A 21,702-nucleotide genomic window follows, 5' to 3' on the forward strand; every position below is an offset into this window, starting at 1 on the left:
GCAGTGGATTGCAGATATGACGCCTTACGAGTTTATCTCAGATGCGATCGGCCGAATGCAGCTGATCCCGGGGGATTACGGCGCATCGCAGCGCCGTAAACAGGCTGGGATGTTTACGGCAATGTGAGCGATCTCTCATTTCCGTGCGCAATCAGATATCGCAGCGCCAGGACCGAACGCGATAACTTGCTAAAGGCCGTGGCGCAAACGCCATCTGGTCGCGTGCGATACGGCCCGGCCTGCTGCGGCAGGCCATAGTCCACAATCAAATTGAAGCCGCACGGTTCGCCCGCTTCGGCAGCCGCCAATTCGGGCGCGGGAAATGACAGGTATATCCGTTTGGATAATGCTGAAGATAATCCTGGTGGTCCGGTTCTGCCTCCCAGAAATCGCCGGCTGGCTCGACTTCGGTGACCGCTTTGCCGGGCCACAGCCCCGAGGCATTGACGTCGTCGATGGTATCTTCGGCAATCTGTTCCTGCTCCGGCGTGGTGTAGTAGATCGCCGAGCGATAGCTTGCGCCGATGTCATTGCCCTGCCGGTTCTTCGTCGTCGGATCGTGAATCTGGAAGAAAAACTCAAGCAGTTCGCGATAGCTCAACTCGGCGGGATCGAAAACGATTTCAATCGCCTCGGCATGCGTGCCGTGGTTGCGGTACGTTGCATGAGCGACGTCCCCGCCCGAATAGCCGACGCGCGTGCTGACCACGCCCTTCATGTGCCGAATCAGTTCCTGCATGCCCCAGAAGCAGCCGCCCGCAAGAATCGCGCGCTCCGTCGTCGTCATATGTCCTCCACTTGATCGAGATACGCGCCATAGCCTTGAGCCTCCATCTGTTCGCGCGGCACGAACCGCAACGACGCCGAATTGATGCAGTAGCGCAAACCGCCGCGATCGCGGGGACCATCTTCGAAGACATGACCGAGATGACTGTCGCCATTGGCCGACCGCACCTCGGTGCGGAGCATGCCGTGGCTCGAGTCGCGCAGTTCGCGGATATGGGCCGGCTCGATTGGTTTGGTGAAACTCGGCCAGCCGCAGCCCGATTCGTATTTGTCCGACGAAGCAAACAGCGGCTCGCCCGAAACGATATCGACGTAAATACCCGCGGCTTTGTTGTGCAACAACGAACCCGTGCCGGGGCGTTCCGTCGCATTCTCCTGGGTGACGCGATACTGCTCAGGCGTCAATGCCGCCACCGCTTCGGCGGTCTTGCGATACTCGGTCATAACCTGATCTCCCGAATGACGGACGTTTGAAGTGGGGACGCAGGCCAGTTCCACAAGATCATCGTGGACCGGAGTCGCCATCACGATGCCCTCAAAAGCATCGTTTTGCTCGGCGAAAGCCTGCTTTCTTAACGTGGTAGCCACCGATAATATTGCAATCTCATTTTCGCTTGTCTACGGACGTAACCATGGCCAAAGCCTACTGGATCGCTGCATATCATTCGGTCAGAGATGCCAATGCCTTCGCTGAATATTCAAAGCTCGCCGCTCCAGCACTAATCAAATCCGGCGCGCGCATTCTGGCTCGCGGGAATCCTGCTCAGGTCTACGACGAGGGGCTTGCTCAACGCGTGGTGCTCATCGAGTTCGACAGCGTTGCGCAGGCAATCGCCGCACACGATAGCCCCGACTATCAAGCAGCGCTTCGTGTACTTGGCGATGCCGTCGAAAGAGACTTACGTATTGTCGAAGGTGTCGGATAAGGCGAGCGATCTGCAACGCCACCGAAACTGCCGCATCTGCTTAGTCGTCAAATTCGAAAATCAGCTCTGGCCCGATTGGCATGCTGAATGGGAGGGATGTCAGCACCATAGATGCGCCGACTCTGGCTGCCTAGCCGCAGGCAGAGACAGAACACGAAGTCGTTCAATTTCTTCGGCGCACTCGCGATGCTTGTCCGGCAATCTTCTTCGACAATCGAAGCGCGCTCCGACTCGTGATAACGCGCCCTGATCACTCTCCCCCGCTAAGCCATCGGCTGAAAGCGGCGAAGAGTAGATGCAGGGAAGGCTATGCAAGGAAGGCAATCCCGAAGCCTTCAACCACCCAAGAGCGTACAGCTCGCGGACACGAGTATCGAACTGTGTCCTCGACTGGCTACCAAGGCCTTCCGCGTCAGACGCGCGGAAGGCCTTTCGTCATCGATGACGCGGCAGAAGAACGCAAGCACCTGCGGCAATCGATGCGCATAGCAGCAGCAACGCCCACGCGGAGAGAGCCGGAGCTGCCACCGGCGGCGGCGTTACCGCGACGACGACCACAGCGCTGGCGCTGGCGCTGTTGTTCGCATCACCTGCGAACGTCGCGCTGAGATTGTGCGTGCCGATACCGAGCGAGCTGGTCTGGAACGTGGCCACGCTCGACGTGGTGCTCGTCGCCGTCAGCGCACTGCTACCCAAGCTCGTGGCACCGTCGAGGAACGTGACTAAACCCGTCGGCGGATCGCCGAATACGGTAGCGCTCAGAGTGATTGTCTGGCCCGGATTGGCATTGCTCGGGTTGACCGTGAGCGTCATTGTGGTGCCGCCCTTGTTCACCGTTTGAGTCAATGCCCCCTTCGAAGCCAGGCTGTTGGCGTCGCCCGAATAGCTCGCTTGCACCACGTCGTTGCCGACTGCAAGCGTCGACGCAGTGCAGGTCGCACTGCCGGCCGCGAGCGTCGCGCCGGTGCACAACGTCGCCCCCGAGGTGGTATTGGTGAAGGTCACGGTGCCGGTGGGCGCCGGCGCCCCTGAGGCAGGGCTGACCGCGGCCGTGAACGTCACCGCCTGGCCGAATATACTGGGATTCGTCGAGCTCGTGACCACCGTCGTCGTCGCAGCAGCATTGATCGTCACGCTGGCGCTGCCGGTGCTGTTCGCGAAATTCGTCGATCCCGCATAGTTGGCGTTGAGTGTCTGGCTGCCCGCAGGCGCAGGTGGAGTGAGGCTGCAACTGCCGGAACCGCCGCTCAGAGTAACCACGCAATTGGCGGCACCGTCACTCACCGTCACGCTGCCGTCCGGCGTACCGGCACCGGGCGCGTTCGTCGCCACGTGCACGGTCACCGTCACCGACTGGCCGATCGACGTAGCCGCAGGCGGATCGACAGTCAGCGTCGTTGCCGCGGTATTCACGGTCTGCCCGCCAGTCAACGTGCTCGAAGACGCCTTGTTGTTCGCATCGCCGTCGTAGTTGAACTGCACGCTATGGTTGCCGATCGTCAGGCTCGCCTGCGGGATCGCGCAGGTGGCGCTGGCGGATTTGCCCGAGCCCGCGGTCAAAGGCGAGCCGGCGCAAATCTCGCTGCCGCCGACGAGGAAATGCACGTTGCTGCCGTTGCTGGTCGGTGTCACGCCGCCGCTCGGAGCGGTCACCGTCGCAGTCACCGTCACCGGCTGGCCGAATACGGAAGGATTGACGCTGCTCGACACCGTGCTGCCGGGTTGCGCCGCGTTGACCGTCAAGCTGCCGGGGACAGTGCTGCTGCTCGTGAGGAAATTCGTATCGCCGGCATAGCTGGCCGACAACGACTTCGTTCCGGTCGACGTGGGCGTCAGCGAACAGCCCGGCGTCGGTGCGGATAGAGCGTAGCTGCAGCTCAGAGAGTCGGTGGTATCGGTGATCGTCACGTTGCCCGTGGGAGTGCCTCCCGTCGAAGTTACCGTCGCCGTGACGGTGACCGACGCCCCCAGTGAGATCGCCGACGGTGAGGCCACGGTCGTCGTCGTCGTTGCCTTGCTGACCGTGATGTTGTTGGACGTGCCCGTCACGCCCGGAGTAGCACTGTCGGTCACCGTGATCGTCTGCGTACCGGCGGTGCGCAGCGTCGCGGGGAACGAGCCGACGCCGTTGGTCAACCCCGAATTCGCGGGCAGCGTGGCTGTTCCATCGCTGCTGGAGAAATGCGCCGAGCCCGTGTAGCCCGTGGCGATATTGTTGAACGCGTCGAATGCGGTGACGCTGAAGCTGATGCTGCTTCCGACCGTCGCCGTCAACGGCGCTTTCACGCTGAAATGAGTCGCTGCCGCTGCGGTCACGTTGATCGCGCCGCTGGTTCCGGTCGTCGACGGCGAAGCGGAGTCAGCAGCCGTGATCGTCTGCGTGCCCGCAGTAACCAGTGTCGCGGTGAAACTGCCCGCGCCCTGGGTCAAGGTGGAATTCGCAGGCAGCGTAGCGGAGCCGTCGCTGCTCGAGAAATGCACGCTGCCATCGTAGCCGAGCACGGTGTTGTTGCCGCTGTCCAGCGCGGTGACCGTGTAGGTAAAGCTCGAGCCTGCGGTTGCCGTTCCCGGGACGGCCACGCTGAAGTGCAGCGTCGAGTTCTGCACGAACGTGACGTTGACGGTGCAGTTCGCGGAAAGCGCCGACGTGACATAAGTCGTCCCGCCGGTGTAGCTGCCGCCGCAACCACTCGCCGATTCCACGCTCCAGCCGGCGGCGGGCGTCAGCGTCAAGGTCACCGCCGGCGCAGAGCCGCCTTCGACATCGTAGTAGCTCGAGCAAGTGCCCGCCGTGCCCGCACTCGAACAGTTGTTCACGGAGCCGCCGCCGGCAATCTTCGCGCTGGTCGCGCCTGCGCTGACGACATTGCCGCCGTTGCCGCTGTCGGCGACGGCCACGCTGAGCAGCGCGCGCTGCACTTGCACGGCGCCGCTGTCGAGGGCACCGGCAAGACGCGCGTCACCGCGTTGGTCGGTCGTCGGCGCACCGGCCACGACACCCGCGAGCCCCAGCACCGCGGACGCCGCCTGCGGCAGCATGGTGGCAGTCGGCCCCCCGTTGTTCGCCAACGCCCCAAGCAGCGGATTACCGCCGATCATATTGCCGCCGGTGTTCGTATAAGCGCCTACGGCGCTGGCGAGATCCGCATTGCTCGTCGCCGTATTGCCGGCGACGATGCTGTTGGCCAGCGCGATGTTGCGTCCGGTCGAGTCGGTGCCGACTTCATTATTGAATCCGCCACCGTTGCCGGCAATGTTCGCGGAGATCGTCGCGTAGACAATCTGGACCGTGGTGCCCCAATTGTCGATACCGCCGCCCGCGCCACCAGTCGCCGTGTTGCCGGATATCGTTACGTTGGTCAGCGTCATCGTCGAACCGTAGTTCTGCAAGCCGCCGCCGTTGCCGCTCGTCACCGTGTTGCCGGAGAGCGTGCTGCTCGTCGCCGTAAGGCTGTTGTTGTTGACGATGCCACCGCCCGCCGAAGCAGCCGTATTGTTCGACACCGTCGAGGTGGTCAGGGTAAGCGTACTGCCGTTCATGATGCCGGCGGCCGTGCCGGCAGAGTTTCCCGATATCGTCGATCCGGTCACATTGGCGCTGCCTGCGGACAAGTACAACCCGCCGCCTGCCCCGCCCGCCGCTTGATTGCCGGAGATCGTGCAGCCGGTGAGGGTCAAACTGCCGGCATCGCTGTTGATGCCGCCGCCAAGCGTCGCCGTATTGTTGGTCACGCTGACGCCGTTCAATGTGAGCGTACCCCGGTTGAAGATGCCGCCGCCGGAGCCGGCGCCCGCATTGCCGTGGGTGATTGTGAGGCCCGAGATGGATACCGTGGTGCCGGCCGCAACGCTCAGGACACCCACGCTATTGCCGCCGTCGATCGCGAGCGCGGCCGCTCCAGGCCCGGTGATCGTCACATTCTTCGTCACCGGCAACGTGCTCAGCACACTGATGGTGCCGGTCAGCCCTGAGGTAAACGTGATGACGTCGCCGTTGTTGGCGTTCGTCACCGCATTGCGCAGCGAACCCGCGCCGTTGTCGCTCAAGCTGGTCACGACGACGGTGGCTGCGGACGCCGCAGTGGCGAGCAGTCCTTGCAACAGAAGCAAGGCGATAACGACAAGAATGCGATACACGCGCGCATGCTGCGCGCCGCTATTGGCGAAATGTATGGCTCGCACGACTTCCCCCTAGAAGATTCCGCGAAGCGCACCTTGCCGGGTTTGAGTGGCGAAGGTTTTGGCTGCGCCATCGTAACAAACTGCGCGGCATCTGAGTATGACGACGTGCGCGAAATTTTTCGGCTTGACGCGGTCGCCTCGCAAAACTTAAAGTGGCGCCCACACCGCACAGAGCGATCTCTGTGCCATCGTCAGCGGGGGGGCCATGCTGAAATCGCATTCCGAGCACATACGCCTGTTGCTCGCCACGAGTTGCTTCACTCTGGTCTCGAGCCAAGCTGGGGCCAACACCGTACTTATCGTCGAAGGCACGGCCCCTGCGCCGGCGGACTTTCCAAACGTCGCGCCCGGCTATTTGCTGCCCTTGGGCACCAATACGGTGGACGGTCAATTGAACGCGTCGTCGGACCAAATCGACTTTTTCGAGTTTCAGGGTCTCGCGCCAGGCCACAATTTTTCCATTCACAGCCAATACAATCCGCTGAACCAAGAAAAGAGCATGAAGATGTTCGTGTTCACCAGTACGGGGACACTGCTTGGGTCTGCGACACTCGAGGGTTCGGGAGCCACCGTGTCCGGCACCATACCGGGCGACGGCAAGCTGGTCGTCGAAGAGACGTTCGGTCCGCGGCTGGGTCCGATCGGCAGTCCGACCTATCAGGCGGCACTGACGGCCGAAATGGGCCTCACCATCACTGAGAAAACCGCGCCGGCTCCGTATGATTTCCCCGGCGTGCTGCCGGGTTACGTGCTGCCGAACGCCACGATGTTCGTGTCGGGCACGATCTCCAGCAACGCCGACGTCGACTGCTTCGAATTCCAAGGGCTGAGCGCGGGAACGACCTTTACCCTCAGCAATTCTCAGGCCATCACGCAGGGCTTGAAGGTAACTGCGTACGACAGCAGCAACAATCAGCTCGCGAGCGGCTCGCTCGAGGGTGCCGGCAGCACCTTGACCGGAACCACGCCGACCGACGGCCTGCTCGTCGTCAAGGTGGCGCACGATCCTGCCAGCGCGAATGCGTTGAAGACGGGCAATTATCTGATCCTTCGCCAGTGACTTGATGGCGGCCCGATCAGTAGTGCAGGATGCCGGGTCCGAGGCTCGCCGCTGACCCGATGCAGTACGAAGTCTTTCGCATTCTCGACCACGCCGGCGTCGACGAGCTCGTCCGTGACTTGGCCTCGCGCCAATTCATCGACGGCAAGGCAACGGCCGGCGGCGGCGCACGAGACATCAAACACAACCTGCAGACGTCCTCCGACGGAGCCGAAGCGCAGAGTGCCGAGAAAAAAGCACTGGCGGCGCTGACCGCCCATGCGGATTTCTGCGCGGTCGCCATGCCGCAACGCATCGCGCAGCCGTTCTTCAGCCGTTACGAACCCGGCATGTACTACGGCCCGCATATCGACAGCTCGTTCATGGGCGGATTCAACGGCGTGCGCACCGACCTCGCGCTGACTTTGTTCCTGAGCCCGCCGTCGAGCTACGACGGCGGCGAACTCGTGATCCATCGGCAGCGCGGCGAAGAGCCGATCAAGCTCGATGCCGGCGAGGCCATCGTTTACTCCGCCGGCACCCTGCACCGCGTGGCGCCCGTCACCCGCGGCGTGCGGCTTGCGATGGTGACCTGGATCCAGTCCGCTATCGGTGACGCCGATCTGCGCGAAACGCTCCTCGACCTCGGGCGGATCGCACGCCAAGCCGAGGACGAGAACTGCAGTTTTGCGCTGGCTCTAAACCGATCGCTGCACAACCTCATTCGTTATGCCACCCGCCGTTGAGCCCGGCGCTGACGAAGCGCTCATCGAAATCCTCGACGACTGCCTTCCTGCGTCGCTGCATCTGGCGGCGTGGCAGGCATGTCAGGAAAGCCGCTGGCAATTCGGCCACGGCTCTGCCCGGACATCGCCGGCACGTTTCTGGAAGATGGACCTGGACGGCCATCCGGTGTTCGACGAGATCTGGCGACAACTGCGCGCGCGCTGCGAGGCATTGGCCGGCCACAAATTGCGTGTCGTGCGCCAGTACGCGAATGGACACACCTTCGGCCTCGGCGGCGCGCTGCATCGAGACGACGGCCGCTCCGGCACATTCACCCTGCTCTTCTATCCGCATCCCGAGTGGAAGCTCGAGTGGGAAGGCGAAACGGTGTTCCACCGCGCCGATGGGGAAATTGCGCTGGCCTCGCGCGTGGTGCCCAATCGCGCGGTGTTCTTCGATTCGCGCATTTTCCATGCGGGCCGTGCGCCGTCGCGCCATTGCCCTGAACTGCGCGTCACCGTTGCGTTCAAGCTCGAACGCGAAGCGGCGACGCCCAACACCGCCGCAGCGCCTGCGCTGCGCGAACTGCGCAGCGACGGCATCCATCGCGTCTACGCCGCGAGCGTGCCCGCTTCCGCGATCGCACCGGTGATCGCCGAACGCCTTGCTGCGATCGGCGCTACGGTGCGCCTGCCGGGTTTCGCGCCGGGACAGATTCCGCCTGCCCTGCTCGAAGAACGCTACGGGCGGCAGGCGCGCGCCGATGCGCTGAAATCGCTCGCCGCGGCGCTCACGCGCACCGCGCTTCCGGACGGCAGCGTCGCATCGGCGTGCCGACTGATCGCCGGCGCGGACGAAGGCGACATGGAAGTCGAAATCGACGCCAATCATCTGCCGTCGCTGCCGATGCCCGACTTCGCGGCATCGCCGATTATCCGGCTACAACCGTCGGCGGAAGCCCGCGAGCAAGTGCCCGCTGCCGGTGACTTCGTGCGCCAGCATCTGCGCACGCAAGTCCTCGATCGTCTCGACGGCTATGCGATCGCCCTGTTCCCGCTCCAGGTTGACCACGAGATCAATATCATCCGCGCATCGCTGCCGGCGGCGGCGGACATTGCCGACGCAACGCTCAGAGAGATCGCCGAACGGCGTCTGCGTCTCGGTCTGGTGATCGGCGAAATGGCCAGGCGTCTCGGCATTCGCGCCGCAGACACCGCCGCGCTGGAGAATGCGGTGATCGACCACTTTCTCTCCGCGGCGCGCACCGAAGACCGGCCGGTGGACGCGGCGGTGCTGCGCGCAATGATGGCCTGAGGCCGGCAACGCGTGAATCTCGCCGAGCTCCTGCATCCCGTACCGACCTCGCAGTTCCTGCACGAGTTTTTCGGTGTGCAGCCGATCCTGCTGCGTGGCACAGCGACGAAGATCGTTGCATCGTTGGCAGACGGGGATGCCGCCATCGCCTCCCTTTGCCTCAACCTTGCCTATGACCTCGATGTACCGGTCTCGCCGCATGTGCCGACCACACCGTGGCCCTGGCGCGAACCGGTCCGCTGCCGCAAAGATCTGTTCGTGCTCGGTTGCGCGGGCGACGTGCAATGGCGCGTGCATGGCAGCGACTCCAAGACCAGCGACTCGCCCACCTGGGAAGCGACGCTATCCGTCGGCGACGCTCTTTATCTGCCGCGCGGCTCTTGGTGTTCCGCCGAATCGGCAGATGCCACACCGGCACCACGGCTTCTCGAGATTCACAATCCGACCGGCACCGAGCTGTTGCACTGGCTCGTCGAGGAACTCGCGGCACAAGAACTTGTGACCGCGGATGTGCCGCGCTTCGGCGATCCCGCTGCGAAGGCAGACTATCTCATCGACCTGCGCCGCAAGGTGGCGGAGGCGTTTCGCGTTGCCAGCCTGCTCGAGCGCTTTGCCGTATGGCAAAACCAGCGCGCATTACTGGCGACGTCGTCGCCAGAGGCCATCGTCGATCTCGATACTTTGCCGACGCCCGCCCATCGCATCGAGATCGCGTTGCCGCGAAAGCCGCGCATCTATCGCCGTCTCGACGGCAAGATCGCCTTTAAGTCACAGGCACGCGAATATTCGTTCTTGGCCTCGGCAATGCCCGTGCTGCGCTATTTGCTCGACCACGCGCCACTGACCGTTGCGGAGGCTATCCGCGGTCTCAGCGCCGATTTCGATTCGGATGAGATTCTGGCATTCCTGTCGACGCTGCAGCGCAACGGCGTGATCCGGCTGATTGCCGCCGAACAGGAATCCTGAAATGGCGTTTTCCGGTAAAGGCTGGCTGCCTGTCGACTTCTCGTTTCAGGCTATGCCGTCTTTGCTGGCGGAGGCGACGGTGCGTTGGCTGCACGTCGGCGACCGCGCACTCTCCGAACCGTTCATGGAGCACACCATCGACAGCGTGCGCAAGGCGAATCCTGCCGCGCGCCTGATCGACACGAGCCTGGACACCCTGCTCTGGCTAGGCGAAAAGCTCGAACGGGTACAACCGAGCGGTTTCATATTCCACGTATCCCACTGCGGCTCGACCTTGGTCGCCAACGCGATGCGCCATGCGCCGGGAACGATCGTCGTCTCCGAGTCGCGCGCGATCACCAGACTGATGCGGCCTTATTTCGATCCGGGCAGCGTCTATCTCCGTCAGCGCTGGCATGATCTGCGCCGCAAGCTAATCGAGGCACTTTTCAGAGCGTTCTCCCACTACCTCTCCGGCACGCCGGCGCCGCTGATCGTGAAGTTCACCAGCGTCGATATTCTTGCGCTGTCGCTGATCCGTGCCTGGTGGCCGCAGGTTCCCTGTGTTGTGGTCGTGCGCAATCCGGTCGAAGTCATGGTGGCCAATCTCGCCGGCGGCTGGTGGATGGAACTCAAGGGGAAGCCGGCGCTCGCGCGCGAAATCCTCGGCTGGCCGACGCTGTCCTCCGTCGACCTCGGCGACGAAGAATTTTGCGCACGCATGTACGCGACCTTCATCGACGCGGCGCGCGCCGGTCTCGATTCGAACTGCCGAGTCGTCGACTACGATTCGCTGGACGCGGCCGGTCTGCGACGTGTCGCTCACTACTTCGGCCTGCCGCTGCCCGACGATTCTGCCCTTACGCAGACGTTCGCCTGGTACTCGAAGGACGCAGATCGCCAGATCGCCTTCGCCGACGATCGGCAGCGCAAACGCGCCATGGCTAGCATGGCGGTGGTCGACGCCGCCGAACGCTGGGCACAGCCCGCGTACAACGCATTGCGGTCTTCGCTCCACGAGCCATGAGGCATCTCTGAGCGGCACGCTCCGATAATGTTCGTCCGGTGCGCGATGCGATGATGTACCGGTTCGTCATTTGCAGCGTTTGCCCGGTCCCCGATAGGCAACGCGATCCCGGCCACAGTCTATTTGCCAGGGTGGCAGTGACCGCCACATCGGTGCATCTGCTTATTCGAGACCTGGCCTTCGACGATATGCGGCGGCAGCATAACCGCGCGACGATTACTGCCCCGTCCGTCGTGCGATAACGCGGCACATACCGCGAATCCCGCCGCCGGTCGGCTTGTCTCTTCCGCATGCCCGCTGATGTGACGAGATTACCTCTCGCCGAATTTCCGAGAGGCAAATCATGAACGCATCGGCCTAGGACACGCGCGTCCCCAGGCATTTCCGCGCCATATCGTTGCTACCCACTTATCCGCCGCGCACGGCAACGGACCTTCACGGGCGGTTTAGCGCCACGGTGTGACGTGAATAATTTTCCTTAATCCGAGGACTCAGGATGATATTCAGCACGAGCTTACCCCACACACAGGCGCGACTTCTTGAACCCAAAACACTGGGACGACTGTTGGGCCTTTCGATGTTGCTGGAATACGTCTTTGAGATGGCTTCCAATTTCTCGTGGCAGGAAAAACTACTGACCGGGCCCGACTTATTGGCGCGCGCGGCGACGATGCGGCCGCTGCTCGGCTCTTCCGCCATGGTGGACATGGTCGGCGCGGTGATCGGCATTGCGCTGGGCGTTGCGCTCATGTTGCGTTATCAAGCGCAGCAACCGCTGCTCACGCGAATTTATGTCGGGCTGCTGGTGGCCCTGCTTGCCGCGAGCATGACCGAAGACGCCGTACTGATGGCCATGGGCCGGCTCGGAGCCGATCTGCAGAGCCTTGGCAAGCCCGACGCCGTAGATAGCGTACTGGCGGAACATTTGCTGCGTGCGCTGCGTGTCGGCATCCACCTGCCCACCAAGTTGCTCGGCGGCTTTACCCTCACGCTCTTTTTCGTCCTGCTAGGCCGCGCCCGTGCCATCCCCCGAGCACTGACCATCGCCGGCATCGTGACGGCGCTGATTCAAATGGTCGCCGTGGGCATGGGCGTTTTCGGATTCCCGGTCCAATTGCTGCTGTTGGTGCCGATCGGACTTTTCTATCCAGCGCTAGGGTTGTGGCTAACATGGCGCGGTCTGGACCGCTGAAAATGCGCTCGCAAAGCTGATTGATCGCGTTCTGAACAACTCGTTGCCGTCGTGGCATCGCCTCTTTGCGAAGTTCATTTTTGCGGGAGCCCGCGCCTTGTTGATAGGGGACTTCGGCGCGAAGTTGTAGATGATGATCTGGTCGAGGCCTTGCGTGGTCACGTGGCTCGGTGCGTTCGGATAACGCTGCGCAATCACAATGGTTGCAGGTGACATCGACCCACTTCAGACCGGCAAAAGTATGGTGCAGGGTAAAGCGGAGTGCGACACTATCTGAAAAGCGCGTCATCCCATTTTGACTGTCCGCCGACAAGCACGGGTAACCCAAGCGTCGTAGCACGAGGGTGTCATGGCCGATAAAGAGATTCCCGGCATTCGTCCCTATAACGCGCCTGCCGGTGGCTGGGGAGCGTTGCGCGCAACGGCCAAGGCCGTCCAGGAGCAGATGAACGCTCCGGAAGCGGCCGTCACGCTGCTACGAACCAATCAACCCGAAGGGTTCGACTGCCCGGGCTGCGCGTGGCCCGACAAAGAGCACAAATCCACCTTCCGTTTCTGCGAAAACGGCGCCAAGGCGGTCACCTGGGAGGCGACGAACAAGCGCGTCCCTCCCGCATTTTTTGCCGAGCATACGGTCACCTCGCTACGCGAATGGAGCGACTATCAGTTGGAAGACCAGGGCCGGCTGACGCATCCGATGGTCTACAACGCAGACAAGGACCTCTACGAAGCGGTCAGCTGGGAGGAGGCTTTTGCGCGCATCGGCGCGCTGCTGCGCAAGCAGGCCAACCCGAACGCGGTGGAGTTCTACACCTCGGGGCGCGCTTCCAACGAAGCGGCCTTCCTCTATCAAATCTTCGCTCGCGAATACGGCACCAACCATTTCCCGGACTGCTCGAACATGTGCCACGAGGCCACGAGCGTGGGCCTTCCGCAGTCCATCGGCATCGGCAAGGGCACCGTTTCGCTCGATGATTTCGATCATTGCGAACTGATCATCGCGATGGGACACAACCCGGGCACGAATCATCCGCGCATGATGGGCACGCTCCATGAGGTGGCGCGCCGCAACGCGCCGATCATAGTGTTCAATCCGTTGCGTGAGCGCGCCCTCGAGCGCTTCGCCGATCCGCAAGACCCGCTCGAGATGGCGACCTTCGGCGCCACCGAGATTGCGTCGACCTATCTTCAGCCGCGCGTCGGCGGCGACGCCGCGGCTCTCAAAGGCATCATGAAAGCGCTGCTCGAAATGGATGCAGCACAAGGATCGCAGTCCTCCGTTCTCGACCGCGCCTTCATCGCCGAACACACGAACGGGTTCGAGGATCTCGCCGCCGATCTTCGCGCGACTTCCTGGCAGGACATCGAGACGGTTTCCGGCTTGTCCGAGGACGAGTTGTACAAGGTCGCGGAAGCCTATGCCAAGTCGAACGCGACCATCATCACCTACGGCATGGGAATGACCCAGCACAGCATGGGCACGCAGAATGTCCAGCAGATTGCCAATTTGCTGTTGCTGCGCGGCAACTTCGGCAAGCCCGGTGCGGGAATCTGTCCGCTGCGCGGGCATTCCAACGTACAGGGCGACCGGACCGTCGGCATTACCGAAAAGCCAAGCGCCGCCATGCTCGGTCGCATCGGACAAACCTTCGGTTTCAACCCACCGGCCGCGCACGGCCATGACGCCGTGGCGGGCATGCAGGCCATCGCCGCAGGCGAATCAAAAGCGCTGATATGTCTCGGCGGCAATCTGGCGGTGGCGCTGCCCGATCCGCAAGCGTGTTTCGCGGCCATGCGGCGGCTCGACCTCTCGGTGCATATCGCCACCAAGCTCAATCGCTCGCATCTGCTTACCTGCGAGAACTCCTTCATCCTGCCGTGCCTGGGCCGCACCGAACGCGATATACAGGCCACGGGGCCACAGTCGATCACCGTGGAAGATTCCATGTCGATGGTGCACGCATCGCGCGGCAAGCTGAAGCCGGCTTCGGAAACGCTGAAATCGGAACCTGCAATCGTTGCGGGCATCGCCGCTGCGACGCTCCCCGAGAGCAAAGTGCCGTGGACGCATCTGATCGAAGACTACGACCGCATCCGCGATGCCATCGAAGCGGTTTTTCCGGACTTCGAGCGATACAACGAGCGCATCCGCATTCCCGGAGGTTTTCGCTTGCCGTTGCCGCCCACGCAGCGTGTCTGGAACACAGCGTCAGGCAAGGCGGAATTTCTTCTCTTCACCGGGCTGCAGGAAGATCCGGCTTTTACCGATCGCACGATCCTCAAACTGACCACGCTGCGCAGCCACGACCAATACAACACGACCATCTATGGTTTGAACGATCGCTACCGCGGCGTTTTCGGGCGGCGCGACGTGCTCTTCATGAATGAAGAGGACCTCGCCGAGCGCGGCATCGCGGAAGGCGATGAACTCCTCGTGGAAACCGCGTTCGGCAAAGGCGACGAACGCCGCATGACAAAAGTGATCGCGGTGATCTACAAAATCGCCCGCGGCTCGGTCGCCACCTACTACCCCGAAGGCAACTGTCTCGTGCCGCTCGACTATATCGACAAGGCCAGCGGCACGCCGTCCTATAAATCGGTACCTGTCCGCGTGACGCAAGCTCAACCGGGCGCTGCGCGCGCGATGCGTCAATAAGGTTATCGCGCCCGATAAGTCATCAATGTTCTAACCACTATCAAGGCATCGATTGCAGCGACAACAATCGACAAGACAGCTTTCACGTCGCTGCGATCTCCTTGCCATGCGGCATGCACAAAACCGATTGCGAAACTGGCGGCGCGCGACCAGGTAATGCTCACCATGATCCGTACCGCCGACAACGTGGTCGCATCGACAACAGCCAACAGGCATCAACATCGACGCGGCTCTTTCTGCGTCACATCTTGCTCTTGAAGAACGGCGCGAGTTGTCCGATCGCTTCGTTGACATAGCCCTCGCCGTCGTACATCGACATGTGGTTGGCGCCTTCAACAATATACTGCCGCTTGTCCGCGGTACCGGCGCGCCGCATCAGGTCGTCGCTCATCCACTTGCTGCCGGCCTCGCTACCCACCACCGTCAGCAACGGCTGGGTCAGGAACGCCTCGGCCTTGTTGTAGGCGTCGTAAGTAATGATCTGGTCGAGGCTGCGCGCGGTCATGTAGCCCGGCGCAGTAGGATATTGCGCACGCGGGGTGTGGTAGTACTCCCAGGCTTCGCGCAACTCGGCATTGGGCGCATCTTGTTCGCGCATCGGCGCCAGCGGGAAAATGCCGTCCTTGCTGCCGTCGGCCGCCGCGCGGCGCGCATCGGCACCCATGTCCCGCACCGGAATGGCATCGGCGTCCTTGATATTGTTCTCCCAACCGTTGCGGAACATCTGGCCGATGTTGACCATGCTGACCGTACCCACGGCCTTGATTCGATGATCATTGATCGCTGCATTGGCGGTGTAACCGGCGCCGGCACAAATGCCCATCGCGCCGATCTTGTTCTGGTCCACGTAAGACTGGGTGTCCAGATAATCGATCACGGCGCTGACGTCTTCCGTGCGCACGTAAGGATTTTCGAGTTGGCGCGGCTCACCGGTGCTCTCGCCTTGATAAGAAGCGTCATAGGCGATGGTGACGAAGCCTTGCTCGGCCAACTTCTTCGCATAGGTGCCGGCGGTCTGTTCCTTGACGCCGCCGCCCGGGTGCGAAACGACCACGGCCGGATAGCGCTTGCCCGCATCGAAGCCTTCGGGATAGTTGATGACGGCCGACAGCGTGACGCCGTTGCCATTGCGATTGATGATGCTGATCTTCTTGGATTCCATGATGCGTCTCCTGTACGCGTTGAAAAAATAGGATTCAGTAGAACGAAGGCTTGTCGCCATCAGTGCCGGGCTTGTCGATGCCGAGGTTGCTACGCACGTGTAATGACGGATTGACGATGATCTTGGCGACAAGATCGGCCACGCTGCGACGTGAAACCTCGGTGCCCTTGAAGGTCTCGCCCTTGACGGTAATCTCGTAGTCCACCTCATCCTCATCGGTAAGCCATGCCGGGCGCAGAATCGTGTAGTCCAGGCCTGAGGCCTCAATGGCCTCGGCGGCACGGCGGAATGGTTTGAGGTCTTCGCCAATCATCGACTTGTTCCACTTCTGGAACCTGCCCGGCAGTTCGTCGTAGATACCGAGCGAAGTAACGAAGACAAGACGCTTCACGCCGGCGGCCTGCATTGCCGCAATGACGGCCTTGGCTTGCTCGTCGATGTCAGCGCCGGTGAGGTTGGCGTAGACCATGTCCTGCCCCGTCATCGCATTGGCCAGCGCAGACGTGTTCAATACATCGCCTTCCACTACCTGCGCGTTTGTTGGGGTCTTGCCCTGCAGCTTGCGTGCGTGCCGCAGGAACAGCGTCTGGTGGACATGGGCATCACTGGCCAAGTCGGCGATCACGTGGCGGGCAATCTGTCCGCCGGCGCCCAGGATCAGTACGTGCTTGTTCATCGCGATGTCTCCGATGTCGGATCAGGCAGCGAGGTGCTGCTTGAAGAACGGCACCACGCGCTCCAATGTCTTGCCCACCGGGCCCGCTTGGTCGTAAAGCTCGTAGTGCGAAGTGTTTTCCACCAACACTAGCTCCTTGTGTTTCGATGCCGCACGGCCATAAATCTCTTGGCCATCGCGATAGGCGCCGAAACCGCCGGGCTTGTCGCCTATCACCACGATCATCGGCGTGGTCAGCAGGGACTCGGCCAGGTGGAACGCGTCCCAACCGATCGAAGCGGCGCGATGCGAGAACAGCGCGCGAGTGCCGGCGCCGTCTTTCACGCAGCGATTGCGGTAGTAGTCAGTGGCACCCAACACGTCGACGTCAGTGATGCCGGCCTGGGCAGCGGCTTCGAGCGATAGCGGTACAAACACGTCCACCTTTCGATCGGCGCCGCGCGCTTCGGCCGTGCGCTGCTGGCCCATCGCTTCCAATGCTCCGATCGGGTCGTAGCCACTGAAGCCTTCGCGGCACAGGCGGCCGAAATTCACGCCGGTAATGCTGGCCAGCGCCTTGATGCGGCGCTCGGTCATGGTGATATTGATGGCATAGCCACCACCACCACAGATGCCGAGCACACCGATCCGGTCTTCATCCACATAAGGCAAGGTGACGAGGTAGTCGACAACGTGGCGGAAATCCTCCACAGCCAGGGTGGGATCCTCGATGTAGCGCGGCTCACCGCCGCTGGCGCCCTGGGTGCTGCGATCGAAGGCAATTACCACGAAACCTGCCTCGGCCAGCGCCTTGCCGTACACGTTGCCGGAGGTCTGTTCCTTGCAACTGCCGATCGGGTGCGCGCTGATGATCGTCGGATATTTCTTGTTTTTGTCGAATCCCGGGGGGAATTGCAGGGTCGCTGCGATATCCCAGTACATGTCGGCGTTGCGGAATTTGATGATTTCCATGACGGTTCTCCTTGAGACGAGGCCCTTGCGGGCTACGGTGCCGCATTAGCGTGAAGAGACGATACGCCAGCAATTTGGATATCGGAAGACCATAATCTGAACGTTAGACGTAAGTTCTGATTTACAATGAAGGCATGAATCCCAGTCTGCTCCCCTCACTGGCATGGTTTGCCCTTGTGGCGCGACACGGCAGCTTCACCAAGGCTGCCACCGAGATGGGCGTGTCGCGGGCGGCACTGTCGCAAAACCTTAAGGCGCTGGAGAAACAGCTCGGCACGCGCCTGTTGTACCGAACCACCCGCGACATGTCGCTGACGGAAGCCGGACAGCACCTGCTGGATTCGCTGCAGCCATCACTGGCGACGATCGAGTCGGCCCTGCGCGACCTGGGCGAAGCCAGTGGCGAACCATCGGGTCTGTTGCGGGTCAACATGGCGCGTATGGCCGCGCGGCATTTCATCGAACCGCATCTGTCCGAATTCCTAGATCGTTATCCGCGCGTCACGTTGGAGTTGATGCTGGACGACGGTCTATCCAACATCATCGCCGAAGGGTGCGATGCCGGTATTCGCCTCGGCGAAAGTCTGGCCGAGCATATGATCGCCGTACCGATCACCCAGACGCTGGAAATGGCGGTAGTAGGCACGCCTGACTACTTCAAGCGCCACGGCAAACCGGATGCGCCCGCCGATCTGGTGCATCACAATTGCATCAATTACCGCTACCGCGGCGGTGGCCTGCACGACTGGGAATTCACCATGCCCGGCAGCGGTCACGAATTCACTGTCGAAGTGAAGGGGCGTTACGTGGTCAATGACGACGATGGGATGCTGCGCGCTGCGCTGCAAGGCATTGGCCTGATCCAGCACATCAACGTCGCGGTGCAGACTGCAATCAATGAGAGCAGGCTGATACGCGTACTGCGCGAATGGTGCCCACCGTTTCCGGGTTTCTATCTGTATGCGCCCTCGCGCGAGCAGATGCCACTGAAGCTGCGCGCCTTGCTGGATTTTCTAGTCGAGAAACGAGAAGCGATAGCTCGCGTGTAAATGCTGCGGTTAAGCTGAACCCTCACCGCGGCGCCGGGCGCCGGCGTCGGTGTGGCAGTCACCGTCGTCGAAGTCAGATTGCCGCCAGGCGTCGGCGTTACCTCACACTCGACGGCGTGGTCGTCATCACGATCGGCGCCGTGCAGTCGGTCGGCGCCGTGAACGTCGTCGTGCAGGTGATCGCCGCACCTGCACAGCAAGACTGGCCTGCCCAGCTAGACCATGGCTTCCGCTCGATTGGAGCTATTGGTGCGAGCAGGAGTCGACGGAACTTGAATGGACCGACAATTTTCTACCAAGATCCGCGAATTCCTACGGTCAACGTCATGCCATCGGCTTCGGCGTATTGCGGGCGGTTCGGATACGCCTGATACCAGAATGTCGTGCTGCGCGTCAGGTTCGTGCCTTCGACGAACAGCGCGATATTGTTGCGGAATTTGTAGCTGGCGCTGGCATCCAGCTGACTGTAGGGTTTGACCGTCGTCGGCGAACCCGAGGCACCGGAAAGCGTCAGCAGATATTTGTCGCGCCAGTTTATGGCGGCACGCGCTTCCCACGGGCCCTTTTCGTAGTACAGACTGAAATTGGCGCTGTCGCCTATGCCCGGAATGGCGAATGCCCCGCTGCCGGAGGTGAGCGTCGCAGGATCGCTTGAGCCGCTACTGGTTACGTGCGTGTAATTGCTGAGTATGCCCAATCCATCGAACGGGCTCGGCAGATTGGTGAATCGATAGTTGAAGGTCAGCTCGGCGCCTTTGATCGTTCCGCTGTTCAAATTAGCCGGATAGAAATGTTGGAACGTATACCCGAGAATGACTTCCGGCGAGGACAGTGTGGCGATGAAATCGCTGACCTTTTTGTAGAAGAACGTGCCGGCAAGGTAGCTGCCTTCATCGAAGTACCACTCGAGGCCGGTGTCGAAATTCTTGGAAGCGTAGGGTTTGAGCGCCGTATTCCCCGTAAAGACCTGCAGACTCTGAATGAAAAAGCTGCCGAAGGTGGTTTGTGTCCCCAGCGCGGTGGGGTCCGGCCGGGTCAAGGTTTTGGATGCGCCGAGGCGGAACACCAGGTCATCGCGCAGGTTGAGTTTGAAGTTGGCCGCCGGCAACCAAGCGGCGTTGCTGGCATCTTTGGAAATCGCGGTGATACCGCCGAATGTGGAGTTGATCGTCGTCGTGCCGACCAAAGGACTGAGGGCGATCAGAGGGCTCACATAACCGGAGGCCGTATCGGTGGCGTACTCGTAACGCGTACCGGCTTGCAGGGTCCATGGCATGTCATGGATGCTGCCGCGGAAGTCGGCGTTGACGTAGAAAGAATAGATTTTTTCGCGAATGCCGCTGCCCGCTCCCGGCGTCGGCGACAGCGCCAGACCGCCGCCGTTCGCCTTGAGCGCGGCAGCATAGGCCGCCGCGACAGCCGGAGGAAGCTCGTTGTAGGCCGCCGGGGTTGTGATCCAGTTCAAATACTGGTTCGCATTGAACACGACCCACGACGTCGGCATACCTGGCGATACACCGCCCACGACGCTCGATCCAAAATTTCTCAAATAAGCGCCGATCGCGTCTGGCGGAATGTAGGCGGATTGCCCGCAAAACGCCGTGCACGCGATGTTGTTGCCGCCGGGGCCCGGCGTGTAGCTGCTGACTTTCTTGTCCCGATCAGACCCCTCAAAGCCGAAGTCCAGCTTCGACAGGACTCCGTCGGTGAAGTTGGTGACCATGTGCAGGCGACTGTCGAGCAGCGAGTCGCTGATGTTCTGCTGACCGGTACCGTTCTGTTCGTACCACGTGTGCAGCTGGCCGAGATTGTTCAGCGGCGCGAAGGAACTCGGCTGGTAATACGGTATCTGGTCGATGCTGGGGTTGACCCATTGCAGTTGGCTGCCGTTGAGCGACGGGCCTGAAATCAGCGTGAAGTTGCCGACCTTGCCGATCTTGTCCCACGCACGCGAGACGGATGTATCCGACTCGATCGTGGTCGAATCGTTGACCACCAGCGACAGGTTCAGACCATGCTGGTAGAGATAGGAATTGCGCGGGTAGTACCCCTGAATGGCGACTATCGGATTGGTCGGATTCGCCGCGCTGACTGTGCGGGTAAAGCTCAACGGCGTGCCATTGGCATCGACCGTCATCGCCGTGACGTCGCGCGTGTCGCTCGCCAAGTTCCAGAAATATTGGTTCTGAGAGTTTTTATAGTTCGATATGACCGTATCCCATTTCACCTTGAAGTGATCGTTCGGACTCCAATCGGCGGCGAAACTGAAACCGCGCCGTTCGCGGCGATCGAATGTATAGATCGCGTCCATCGCATGCGGAAAGGCCACGTCCTTCAACGCCGGATTGCTCGGATCCAAGTAGGAAAAATTATTGTGCAAGGACCAGCCTTCCGTGTCCGCGATCTGGCGCTGGTCATCGCGTTTGTACAACATCAGCGAGGCGTACCAGGCAAACGTGCTGTCTTCGTTCTTCCAACCCACCAGGCCATAGGCGCGCGGGGTGGTTTTGCTCCAATCGCTGCCGTCGAGGGAGCTCGCGGTACCTGCGATCGAAGCGGAGGCGTGCCAGCCTACCTTGGCATCCAATGGCCGTGCCAGGATGACGTTGACGGTACCGCCGAGATTGGCTTCACTCAGATCGGCCGAATAGGTCTTGTGCACCTCCACCAAGCTGATCAGTTCAGGCGGCAGCATGTCGAAATTGAACGAACGGTCCGTGGTGTCGCTCGCGATGGGTCTGCCGTTGAGCAGGACGCCGACGAAGGTCGGCCCCAAGCCGCGAATGCTGACCTGAGAGGATTCCCCGCCTACCGCGGAAAGCGTTCCACCGTTTCCGCCGCGACCGGCCGTCGAGCCGCGGTCGACGGAGACGCCTGGCACGCGCTGCAGTGCGTCGGCGACATTGGAATCGGGAAACTTGCCCGCCTCTTCGGCGGAAACCGAATCGACCACGCCAATCGCATCGCGCTTGATCGACTCGGCGCGCATGATGGCGGCGAGCTGCCCGGTTACGGAGATCTCCCCCATTTGCGTCGGTGCCGGCTGGTCGCCTGCCGATGGGGCCGCAGGT

Annotated in this window: 17 protein-coding genes; 9 read left to right on the forward strand and 8 right to left on the reverse strand. The window is 61.7% G+C overall.

Going from position 1 to position 21,702, the window contains the following annotated elements; translation table 11 throughout:
* Window positions 1–265: 265 nt before the first annotated feature.
* Together msrA and msrB are read right to left on the reverse strand one after the other, a co-directional pair.
* Window positions 266–787: a peptide-methionine (S)-S-oxide reductase MsrA gene (msrA, locus tag FFS30_RS22820; protein WP_137915509.1), complete on the reverse strand. Its 522-nt coding sequence runs from the start codon at window positions 785–787 to the stop codon at window positions 266–268.
* Window positions 784–1,230 (reverse strand): peptide-methionine (R)-S-oxide reductase MsrB, encoded by a 447-nt coding sequence (msrB, locus tag FFS30_RS22825; protein WP_137915546.1) that lies wholly within the window; start codon window positions 1,228–1,230, stop codon window positions 784–786. Before msrB ends, msrA begins: the two co-directional genes overlap by 4 nt.
* 188 nt (window positions 1,231–1,418) lie before the next feature.
* On the opposite strand from msrB, the gene FFS30_RS22830 reads away from it, so the two are divergent.
* Window positions 1,419–1,712 carry a DUF1330 domain-containing protein gene (locus FFS30_RS22830; protein WP_137915510.1) on the forward strand — a complete coding sequence of 98 codons (294 nt, stop codon included), beginning with the start codon at window positions 1,419–1,421 and terminating at the stop codon, window positions 1,710–1,712.
* Window positions 1,713–2,147: 435 nt separating this feature from the next.
* On the opposite strand, the gene FFS30_RS22835 is transcribed toward FFS30_RS22830, so the two are convergent.
* Window positions 2,148–5,894: an Ig-like domain-containing protein gene (locus FFS30_RS22835; protein ID WP_137915511.1), complete on the reverse strand. Its 3,747-nt coding sequence runs from the start codon at window positions 5,892–5,894 to the stop codon at window positions 2,148–2,150.
* Window positions 5,895–6,099: 205 nt separating this feature from the next.
* Here FFS30_RS22835 and FFS30_RS22840 point away from each other — a divergent pair, with 205 nt between their 5' ends.
* The 7 genes from FFS30_RS22840 (at window position 6,100) to FFS30_RS22870 (ending at window position 14,793) form a co-directional block, all read left to right on the forward strand.
* Complete coding sequence (locus FFS30_RS22840) at window positions 6,100–6,954, forward strand: hypothetical protein (protein ID WP_137915512.1); 855 nt, start codon at window positions 6,100–6,102, stop codon at window positions 6,952–6,954.
* 59 nt (window positions 6,955–7,013) lie between these two features.
* Entirely contained in the window at window positions 7,014–7,679 is a 666-nt protein-coding gene (locus tag FFS30_RS22845) for a Fe2+-dependent dioxygenase (protein WP_171014813.1), read from the forward strand.
* Entirely contained in the window at window positions 7,663–8,973 is a 1,311-nt protein-coding gene (locus tag FFS30_RS22850) for a trigger factor (protein ID WP_137915514.1), read from the forward strand. Before FFS30_RS22845 ends, FFS30_RS22850 begins: the two co-directional genes overlap by 17 nt.
* A gap of 12 nt (window positions 8,974–8,985) precedes the next feature.
* On the forward strand, window positions 8,986–9,939 hold the full coding sequence (locus FFS30_RS22855) for a cupin domain-containing protein (protein WP_137915515.1): 954 nt from the start codon (window positions 8,986–8,988) through the stop codon (window positions 9,937–9,939).
* Window position 9,940: 1 nt separating this feature from the next.
* On the forward strand, window positions 9,941–10,945 hold the full coding sequence (locus FFS30_RS22860; protein ID WP_137915516.1) for a hypothetical protein: 1,005 nt from the start codon (window positions 9,941–9,943) through the stop codon (window positions 10,943–10,945).
* A 496-nt stretch (window positions 10,946–11,441) separates the two neighbouring features.
* Window positions 11,442–12,137, forward strand: coding sequence for a DUF4386 family protein (locus tag FFS30_RS22865; protein WP_137915517.1), 696 nt, complete (start codon window positions 11,442–11,444; stop codon window positions 12,135–12,137).
* Window positions 12,138–12,486: 349 nt separating this feature from the next.
* Window positions 12,487–14,793, forward strand: coding sequence for an FdhF/YdeP family oxidoreductase (locus tag FFS30_RS22870; RefSeq protein WP_137915518.1), 2,307 nt, complete (start codon window positions 12,487–12,489; stop codon window positions 14,791–14,793).
* 2 nt (window positions 14,794–14,795) lie between these two features.
* Here the strand turns inward: FFS30_RS22870 and FFS30_RS24010 are convergent, their stop codons facing one another.
* From FFS30_RS24010 to FFS30_RS22885, 4 genes are all read right to left on the reverse strand, one after another.
* On the reverse strand, window positions 14,796–14,960 hold the full coding sequence (locus FFS30_RS24010) for a hypothetical protein (RefSeq protein WP_171014815.1): 165 nt from the start codon (window positions 14,958–14,960) through the stop codon (window positions 14,796–14,798).
* Between the two features lie 74 nt (window positions 14,961–15,034).
* A complete protein-coding gene (locus FFS30_RS22875; RefSeq protein WP_137915519.1) occupies window positions 15,035–15,955 on the reverse strand; it encodes an alpha/beta hydrolase in 921 nt (306 codons plus the stop codon).
* Window positions 15,956–15,989: 34 nt separating this feature from the next.
* The gene (locus tag FFS30_RS22880; protein ID WP_137915520.1) at window positions 15,990–16,631 is read right to left on the reverse strand and encodes an SDR family oxidoreductase; all 642 of its coding nucleotides are present in this window, start codon (window positions 16,629–16,631) and stop codon (window positions 15,990–15,992) included.
* Window positions 16,632–16,652: 21 nt separating this feature from the next.
* A complete protein-coding gene (locus FFS30_RS22885; RefSeq protein WP_137915521.1) occupies window positions 16,653–17,582 on the reverse strand; it encodes an alpha/beta hydrolase in 930 nt (309 codons plus the stop codon).
* A gap of 134 nt (window positions 17,583–17,716) precedes the next feature.
* On the opposite strand from FFS30_RS22885, the gene FFS30_RS22890 reads away from it, so the two are divergent.
* A complete protein-coding gene (locus tag FFS30_RS22890; RefSeq protein WP_137915522.1) occupies window positions 17,717–18,631 on the forward strand; it encodes a LysR family transcriptional regulator in 915 nt (304 codons plus the stop codon).
* 292 nt (window positions 18,632–18,923) lie between these two features.
* Here the strand turns inward: FFS30_RS22890 and FFS30_RS22895 are convergent, their stop codons facing one another.
* Entirely contained in the window at window positions 18,924–21,659 is a 2,736-nt protein-coding gene (locus FFS30_RS22895; protein WP_171014816.1) for a TonB-dependent receptor, read from the reverse strand.
* Between the last annotated feature and the right edge of the window lie 43 nt (window positions 21,660–21,702).

This window comes from Rudaea sp. 3F27F6, assembly GCF_005503555.1.
GTDB lineage: Bacteria > Pseudomonadota > Gammaproteobacteria > Xanthomonadales > Rhodanobacteraceae > Rudaea.